Source organism: Kurthia massiliensis, from assembly GCF_000285555.1.
Classification (GTDB): domain Bacteria; phylum Bacillota; class Bacilli; order Bacillales_A; family Planococcaceae; genus Kurthia; species Kurthia massiliensis.
Window position 1 is genome coordinate 330844 of the sequence record NZ_HE610998.1, and the last position, 7626, is coordinate 338469.

Annotated in this window: 12 protein-coding genes; 5 read left to right on the forward strand and 7 right to left on the reverse strand. The window is 34.8% G+C overall.

Features of this window, described 5'->3' with window-relative positions; genetic code table 11:
- Window positions 1–9: 9 nt before the first annotated feature.
- From KMHG_RS09370 to KMHG_RS09385, 4 genes are all read right to left on the reverse strand, one after another.
- A complete protein-coding gene (locus tag KMHG_RS09370) occupies window positions 10–396 on the reverse strand; it encodes an SET domain-containing protein (protein ID WP_010288980.1) in 387 nt (128 codons plus the stop codon).
- Window positions 397–454: 58 nt separating this feature from the next.
- The gene (locus KMHG_RS09375) at window positions 455–766 is read right to left on the reverse strand and encodes a DUF3784 domain-containing protein (protein WP_010288982.1); all 312 of its coding nucleotides are present in this window, start codon (window positions 764–766) and stop codon (window positions 455–457) included.
- Window positions 767–840: 74 nt separating this feature from the next.
- Entirely contained in the window at window positions 841–1041 is a 201-nt protein-coding gene (locus KMHG_RS09380; RefSeq protein WP_010288984.1) for a hypothetical protein, read from the reverse strand.
- A 114-nt stretch (window positions 1042–1155) separates the two neighbouring features.
- Window positions 1156–1347 carry a hypothetical protein gene (locus KMHG_RS09385; RefSeq protein WP_010288985.1) on the reverse strand — a complete coding sequence of 64 codons (192 nt, stop codon included), beginning with the start codon at window positions 1345–1347 and terminating at the stop codon, window positions 1156–1158.
- Between the two features lie 305 nt (window positions 1348–1652).
- Between KMHG_RS09385 and KMHG_RS09390 the strand changes: the two genes are divergently transcribed.
- Both KMHG_RS09390 and KMHG_RS09395 read left to right on the forward strand, forming a co-directional pair.
- Window positions 1653–2027, forward strand: a complete 375-nt coding sequence (locus KMHG_RS09390; protein ID WP_010288986.1) for a nucleotide excision repair endonuclease — start codon at window positions 1653–1655, stop codon at window positions 2025–2027.
- 157 nt (window positions 2028–2184) lie between these two features.
- On the forward strand, window positions 2185–3090 hold the full coding sequence (locus tag KMHG_RS09395) for a tyrosine-type recombinase/integrase (protein ID WP_010288988.1): 906 nt from the start codon (window positions 2185–2187) through the stop codon (window positions 3088–3090).
- A gap of 34 nt (window positions 3091–3124) precedes the next feature.
- Here the strand turns inward: KMHG_RS09395 and KMHG_RS09400 are convergent, their stop codons facing one another.
- Window positions 3125–3490 carry an OsmC family protein gene (locus KMHG_RS09400; protein WP_010288990.1) on the reverse strand — a complete coding sequence of 122 codons (366 nt, stop codon included), beginning with the start codon at window positions 3488–3490 and terminating at the stop codon, window positions 3125–3127.
- Between the two features lie 111 nt (window positions 3491–3601).
- Between KMHG_RS09400 and KMHG_RS09405 the strand changes: the two genes are divergently transcribed.
- Complete coding sequence (locus KMHG_RS09405; protein ID WP_010288991.1) at window positions 3602–4132, forward strand: HdeD family acid-resistance protein; 531 nt, start codon at window positions 3602–3604, stop codon at window positions 4130–4132.
- A 431-nt stretch (window positions 4133–4563) separates the two neighbouring features.
- A complete protein-coding gene (locus tag KMHG_RS09410; RefSeq protein WP_010288992.1) occupies window positions 4564–5328 on the forward strand; it encodes a hypothetical protein in 765 nt (254 codons plus the stop codon).
- 304 nt (window positions 5329–5632) lie between these two features.
- Here KMHG_RS09410 and KMHG_RS09415 read toward each other — a convergent pair whose 3' ends face one another.
- On the reverse strand, window positions 5633–5965 hold the full coding sequence (locus KMHG_RS09415) for a TM2 domain-containing protein (protein WP_010288994.1): 333 nt from the start codon (window positions 5963–5965) through the stop codon (window positions 5633–5635).
- 291 nt (window positions 5966–6256) lie between these two features.
- On the opposite strand from KMHG_RS09415, the gene KMHG_RS09420 reads away from it, so the two are divergent.
- Window positions 6257–6685, forward strand: a complete 429-nt coding sequence (locus KMHG_RS09420) for a response regulator (protein ID WP_010288995.1) — start codon at window positions 6257–6259, stop codon at window positions 6683–6685.
- 164 nt (window positions 6686–6849) lie between these two features.
- Here KMHG_RS09420 and KMHG_RS17650 read toward each other — a convergent pair whose 3' ends face one another.
- Window positions 6850–7491, reverse strand: coding sequence for a VC0807 family protein (locus tag KMHG_RS17650; protein ID WP_010288996.1), 642 nt, complete (start codon window positions 7489–7491; stop codon window positions 6850–6852).
- Window positions 7492–7626 lie beyond the last annotated feature (135 nt).

The following is a 7626-nucleotide window of genomic DNA, read 5'->3' on the forward strand; positions in this document are numbered from 1 at the left end:
TTTTTTATATTAATCTTCTTTTGTTTCTTCGTAATCTTCGTTGAACCAAAGTGGATCTGTATCGTCTACATCTCCGTTATAATTAATGAATACTTCTTCGCCTACTTTAATGTCTTTAAAAGCAAAGAAATCGAATGTTTCGTTATCAAAGTTAATTTCATAATTTGCATTTGGCTCATATGAATGGTTGAACAGCATGCCATATCCTAAAAGAATCGCTGAACGGCCAATGCCATATTCGAATGTGTAGTCAGCAAATACTGTTTTTTCCACGTATTGGTGCTCCTCATTCGGGTATGTGATAACTGGTGCTTGGTGGAAAAGCGTTCCTGCTGGAATATCGACTGAAGCGAAGACGCCGCGACCACTTACTTCTGAGTTTTTAATTTCAATCATGTTGTTCTCCTAGCTACGTATAATTATATGTTCCGTCCCTAACTGTAACATGAAACCTTTAAGAATGCTTGATTTTTTTACTCGTATTCATGTAAATGATGCCAAAAATGACAATGATAATAACGAATGCCGTACTCATATGATGCCAAATTACTTGATTTGTCCAATAGCCAACCATATCGACGACAAAACTTAACGCGACACCGAAACAGATAACCGCCATTGTCTGACAAAGCGCTTTTTCATTAAACGCAGCTTTTTCTTCATCTGATTTCATATTATATCCAGCAATAAGTCCAGCGCCTTTTCCAGACAAAAATACAGCACCGAGTATGCTAAATACAATGCATAAAATAATCGATGTAGACAAAATGATTCCTCCTCTTCCATAGACGATATCGTAAAAAACACGCGTGATCTAAACTCCCCGCGTGTCGTAGATTGTTAAATTTTAGACGTTAGAGGAACGTATACTAAACATTGTGGACATCGAATTTCATCATCCTCATTCGTAATTGGAACATATTTCGATGCTTGTAATTGTTGAGCAGATGGTTCGTGCTCTATGTTGTCTTCCGATGGTTTTTTCCATTTAATAATACTTCTGCAATTGCTACATATGATTTCGCCTGTTTCATATACCATATTATCCCTCCATATATATTACTTATTCCCATCTAAATAGAAAAATACTTATATAACTTTTATACTACTTTTCTGTAATCATCGCAACTTTCTGACATATGTAAACGTAAAAACTTAAACCCCTCCACAAGAACTACTATCGGCAATACTAGACGTATCACTATTATTACTTTGCGCTAAATTACATTGTTGACTTGCAGATGCGCTCGACGTATATGTATGTGAAGCTGTCGAATCCACTTTTATTTGCTCAACATACTGGCGTCCCTTTTTCGTATTTGTTTTACGTTTAAATAAACCTAACATTGAATCCCTCCTTTGCCTCATAGGATGATCTAATATTATGTATATACCCATTTTTCCATGTTTTTTGCACGTTTAAATTCATTAATAGCGCTTGAAACGATAAGTAACAACATCTTACACAACAAAACCCCTTACACATAGAACATGCGTAAGGGGTTTTTTATAGATGGTTTCTACCTTCATTATAATTGATGTTGACAAAATAAGCGACGAAAACGATTTCTAAATAGAGGTCGCGCTATATCTTTTAATGAAATCATGTTATAATAATCTTTCAAGACATGTAAAAGGACTGAAAAACACATATGATCACAATCACAATGCCTAAGCCAGATGTTGTTATTCAACAACGCGAACAAAAACTAAAAGAAGGCGATACGCCAATCACACCGTATCACGGTTTCATCGACTTCCACAAAATCACTCGTGAAAAAGGCGGCGTTTTCTTCTTCTATAACGAAGCAAACGAACTTTTATTCGTTGGTAAAGCACGTAAAATTCGTCAACGTATTAAAAAACACTTCGAAGATAACGTATCTCCAGTAAAAGATCACCGCAATGAAATCTTCAAAATCGAAGTATACGAAATTGAAGACCAAATGGAACGTGAAATTTACGAAACATACGCAATCAATACATTTAAAGCAAAATATAACGTAGATAAAGTATTTTACAAATAATATTTGAGACCATTTCCTATTCGAAATGGTCTTTTTTTATAGGAAAATGCCCTTTCTTCAAAGAAGAACATTTGTTCGATTTTCTATTTCTAAAAGCGACTTTCCACCTCAAATATGTTAAAATTTAAAAGAAGCACTGCACGAAAGGATGAGTAAAATGGCTGAACAAAAAATCGTCGGCATCGAACAACTTGAAACGCGCCGTAGACAAGCTGCGCGAGACGCAGAACGTGTTGCATTCGAAAATCATATACCAGTTGCCTATAAACACGACATTAAAAACTATCGTGCTTACATCGAGCATACGCATCAATCGCTATCCGCTTCGAGCATGTATGACTATTTATATTATTCCATTACAGAAGAAAAAGTAAAAAAGACAACGTTTGAAAAAAGACTTGCAGCGATTAAAAAGCTACTTAAAATTGAGCAAGGACTAACATTTTTAAACGATGAAGCGTATTTGAAAGAAACTGCTTATTTGCGTAGTTTATTCAATCAAGAAGAATATGCTCGTCAAAAACAAGTCAAAGGTAAAAAGCCGGTTGATGCCGTAGCTTTAAAAGAAGCGTTAGATCGACTAGACGTACGTGGTCGCGCAATTTGCCTCGTTAATCTCGTTACAGGTAATCGTCCGAATGAAATGGTCGCCTTACAAATTCGAGACTTCGATCTTCAAAGCCGTACAGTAGACGTTTACTTAAAGAAACAAAAAACGTTTAAAACGAAACGAATTACTGAAGAAGTAGCACAAGCCGTACGCGCCTACATAGACGAATATAAATTGAAACCTGACGATTATTTCGTCGGACAAATTATTGCCAATCAATATGGTAAAAAATATCGTAGTAAGCACGTATTAGAACGTAGCTATTTGAACGATTTAAACAAATGGACCGGACTATGCGGCTATAACTTCCGTAAAACACTTGTCACCGACATGCACGAAAAAGGTGCCGATCTTGCAACGATTGCGGAACAAACGGGTCACCGTTCGCTTGATACGATTTCAAAGCACTATTTATCCGTATCTGATAAAACAATCGATAAATTTTTACCATAATAAAAAGAGCAGTCCGAAACTGCTCCTTTTTTATTTATGCTTTTTTAAAATCAACCGTTGCTTCATTTTTCAATGTATTACCGATAATACAGCCACGTTCAACCGTCGTTAAAAATTTATGTTCATCATATCCTTCTGGAAGTGCTGGATATGTCAGCTTTAATTCGAAATGATTGAAACGCTTCACACCTTCTTCAGAAAGTGTACCTGTTACTTCAGCAGAAACGTCCGCTTCGTTATAATCGATGTTATCGCGCTCTAATACTTCACGCATCGTTTTAACAGCACAAGCTGCCAGCGTTGCCTCTACTAAAATTTTTGGATCGACACCTGCAAGTTCATAACTTTTATCACCAGATGTAATTGTTGTTACGTCATTGACTTTTTGGATTTTTGTCAAAATCATCGCCTCCCACCGAATAACTTCCCCATTCTTTCTAAAATAAACACATCTTGCAGTTTATGATCGTATATTAAGTGGAACATTTTTACAAAAGGAGGTTTTTAATGAATGAAAAAAATGAGTCGTTTTACATTATTATTGGCACTACTCAGTCTTATATTGGCAATCTTTTTATTTATCAAGCCTATCAGCACGCTAAAAATTATTGTTATCATTTGTGCAGCAATCGCTATCATTAAAGGATTAACGGATATTTGGCGATATTTCCGTTTGAAAAAACGTACAGGTACGAATCAAACGTGGCGCTTAATCGTCGGCATTATTGTCGCAGCACTCGGTTTGTATTTATGTATTTATCCGACAGGCGGATTAACGATTTTAGGTTTTATTTTCGCCATTTGGTTCTTTATTGACGTCATTGGGAATCTTGCAGAAATCCAGTCGATGCGTGAAAATAAAGGACTTTACTGGATTGCGATGATTTTCAACTTATTATGTTTAATCGTTGCGATTTTATTGCTCGTACGTCCAATGTACGCAGCCATTAGTTTAACATTAATGCTCGGTTTCTACTTCTTATTTCAAGCAATCGCCCTATTTGTCGCATTCTTTGGCTTACGTAAACTTCAAACGAAATAACATCAAAACTCGGTACAAATCGTATCGAGTTTTTTATATTTATAATTAAAAATAAACATTTTATCTTTTTACTAGAATTATTTTATTTTTTCAATATATTTTATACTCATTTCTTCTTCATTACGTATTTGATATGTTCGCAACTCAAAAAATCGCTAAATCTATACATATCCATATACTTTGAAGCTTGTAAAGCGCTAAACACCAGGTTTTTTATGCAAAATAGCAAAGTATATCGCTATATGTTACGCTTTTTTATACCACAACTATAGGCTTATCAAGCATCACAATTACTACGATACTCATATATGTCATTTGTTTCATAAAATCTATTACTACTTGAACCTAAAATACCATATTTTTTATTCTTCTTAACTTTCTATTTTTATGGTCGTTATAACTAATAGATATTCAACGAGGACGTGAAGGATATGAAAAAGACAAGTCGTTCGATCATCGCTTTACTATTAACAGGAGCTGTATTGTTCCAACCATCTATTGCAGATGCAGCCAAATATAAAGTGGTGAAAAGTAAACTCGTACATGCTTCGACCGGTAAAACTGTCAAAGGTTATATATTTAATCAAAAAAAATTGTACCGAAATGGCAAATTATATAGCGGCGTTTATAAAGACTTTTTGTATAAAAAAGGTGTCGTTGATAAAAAAAATTATTACGTCACAGGGAATGCTCTTTTTAAAAATGGACGCCCTGTCTATTCCTTAACATTATTTAATGGCATTTTATACAAAGGTTCGACAAAAGCTTCGGGTAAAATTGTGTACAACGGAAAATTGTATGCAAATGGGAAAATCAAACAAGGGTTAACGTTATCAAAAGATAAAAAGCTTTACGAAAATGGCATCTTAAAAAAAGGATTTGCAACGTACAATTATCGCCTTTATTATGATGGCTCACGATATACACCACGAATGGTTTTTGAAAACAGACTATATATCGGTGGAGATCTAGCAGAAGGGTACGTCGTTCACGAAGATAAGCTCTTCGTTGATGGTAAACTTGCGCCTGGATTTGTACTTTACAATCCGACTGGAGACCCTGAAAATTTTGAAGCGGAAACACTTTACTATAAAGGCTTCATCGTTCAAGGTGAAATTATTTATGAAGGTATGACTTATCGCGACGGTAAAATCGTCTTGACTGAACAAAACCCACCAAGTTTATCAAACCATTAAAAAAAGGATGAGATCACGAAGTCTCATCCTTTTTTGTGTACTTTTTTCTTTTTATCTGGTCGAATAAGGGCCATCTATGTCAATGATCACAGTGTATGAAGGGTTTTTGTCACTTAGTGTGTTGCACCAAAATACTTCTGTTTTTGTTTGGATTTGAACTTTTGTAGCCGCTGCGTGCGTTGGCATACTTAATGAAAAGACTGCAGCGAACAGGATGCTCATTGCTAATACAATATATTTTATACGTTCTCCCCTTTCTACTTATAAGCATTAAAAAAAGAGCAGACAGCGCTGCTCCTCATCATTAGTGAATACGACGTTGTGCTTCTTCTTCATAGTATTCGCGTTGTATTTCATTGGCTGTTTGTACGAGTTTTGGTAGACGGAAGAAATCTAAAATCCACCAAATAAATGCAATACCTAACGCATAAAATCCGATATCTGTAAAAAGAACGAATAAAAATGCAAGTGTTAGCGTTAGCATTGCTAGACCACTACCCATATGATTTAAATAAAATTTATGAACGCCGAAAAGGCCAAAAATCCAAAGTTTACGTGCTTTTTTCAATGTACGGACGCCTTCTTTAGAAATTTTCTCTTGTACATAGGCTTCACGTTTTTCTTCAATTGTGCTCATGATGTACCTCCTGACAATAACTTATATAAGTATACGCTTTATTCCTACTCTATTATAGAAGAAAAAAGGACGCTGTATCATCGTTTTCTACATTTTTTCATGAGTTTTTCAATTTACGACAAAAAAACATCGTTACTGCTCCATATTTTATCCATATTTATGTTTTGTTGTATTATGTAGACTAACGAGTAATATTTTTATTTCATAAAGATATGCATATACGATAGTTGCAAGTTTTGTCGAAAGATGTCATAATATGTTACGCATGATTTTAAAGTAGGAGGCGATCTAATGCGCATCATTATTTTCGAACAAGATTATAGCGATATTAATACGATTCATAACGCGATTAAAAACTTAGCATTGCTAAATAAATATACAATCCACCAAGTGTTAACGACACGTAAACAGGATTCTATTTTACACTATTTACAACAGTATAAAGCCGATAGTTATTTTATTTCAATTACAAATAATGATCCGAGCACTTTCGAATTGGCACGTCAAATTCGTGCACTCGACCCTACCGGTCAAATAACATTGATTGCCGATGAAGAAACAATAAACATGCATACGTTAGCACAACAAATTGCTGCAACGAATATTATCACGAAATATACAAAAGGTACGCTCGCATGCGATGTGGAAGTAGCTTTTGAAGAACACTATACAAACTTCGAAGATCCAAAAACGATGATTCATTATTCGATTGTTTCATAATAGAAGAGGCTGGGAAAAAACATTTCATTTTCCTTTTTTAGCGTTCGCAACAAAAAACTGGAACCGCGCTACAGCGCGATTCCGGTTTTTTTCATGCTCATTTGAAATGGTGTTTTTACACTTATACCCCAGCCTCTTTTTTGCGCAAAAAAAGCTAGGTTGCCCTAGCTAAAAAATTTCTCGCGTTCTTCTTCTGATAAATGTTTGCTGGCTTCTTTCATAATCCACATTACTAATGCAAATGTAATAACCATAAAACCAATATTCATTCCTTGCTTTACTAAAATCCCTTTATCATATGCATTTACGCCAAATTGATTAATCAAATAGCTTTGGAATAAACCGTGTAAAATCTCTTTAACAACGATTGATAATGTGAAAATAACAAAAATGAATTTTACTTTTTTATCGTGGAAAATCGGTAATAAACGTGCGCGACGTGTTGGATCAATCGCAAATAAGTCTAATGCCATATATAACATTAATGGCTTACGAATGAGTACAGACAGCAAGTACACACCTGCTAATACGTACGTATAGTATACGTTGTTCCATAATAAATTAATTGCTGAACCTGAAAATACGGTAATCAGCATTGTCGCAATTAAGTCGAGTAAAATAAATGTCCCGAAGACGTTTAACTTTTTCTGCTTGCTAAATGCATATAAGCCATAAATGATACCGAGACCAGCAGAAATGACCATCGCCATATAATCGGATAATCCGATTTTATCGCGCATATGCCAAATAACGAGTGGGATTGCTACATAAAACACTAAATCCCACAATGTGGAGTTCTTTTTCATAATATGTCGCCCTTTTCTTTCTTTTGATGTACATACAATATCATAGTTTATCTGAAAAATGACAGTGAGGGCTTGAATGATAGATAATCTCGCATTTTCAGTGTCAAAATGCGTGGAAAATAACGGTTTGAACTA

Bases quoted from the DNA above. Each gene is read 5' to 3' on its own strand.
- KMHG_RS09370 (WP_010288980.1), bottom strand. From the start codon at position 396: ATGATTGAAATTAAAAACTCAGAAGTAAGTGGTCGCGGCGTCTTCGCT.
- KMHG_RS09380 (WP_010288984.1), bottom strand. From the start codon at position 1,041: ATGGTATATGAAACAGGCGAAATCATATGTAGCAATTGCAGAAGTATT.
- KMHG_RS09385 (WP_010288985.1), bottom strand. From the start codon at position 1,347: ATGTTAGGTTTATTTAAACGTAAAACAAATACGAAAAAGGGACGCCAG.
- KMHG_RS09390 (WP_010288986.1), top strand. From the start codon at position 1,653: ATGATCACAATCACAATGCCTAAGCCAGATGTTGTTATTCAACAACGC.
- KMHG_RS09395 (WP_010288988.1), top strand. From the start codon at position 2,185: ATGGCTGAACAAAAAATCGTCGGCATCGAACAACTTGAAACGCGCCGT.
- KMHG_RS09405 (WP_010288991.1), top strand. From the start codon at position 3,602: ATGAAAAAAATGAGTCGTTTTACATTATTATTGGCACTACTCAGTCTT.
- KMHG_RS09410 (WP_010288992.1), top strand. From the start codon at position 4,564: ATGAAAAAGACAAGTCGTTCGATCATCGCTTTACTATTAACAGGAGCT.
- KMHG_RS09415 (WP_010288994.1), bottom strand. From the start codon at position 5,965: ATGAGCACAATTGAAGAAAAACGTGAAGCCTATGTACAAGAGAAAATT.
- KMHG_RS09420 (WP_010288995.1), top strand. From the start codon at position 6,257: ATGCGCATCATTATTTTCGAACAAGATTATAGCGATATTAATACGATT.
- KMHG_RS17650 (WP_010288996.1), bottom strand. From the start codon at position 7,491: ATGAAAAAGAACTCCACATTGTGGGATTTAGTGTTTTATGTAGCAATC.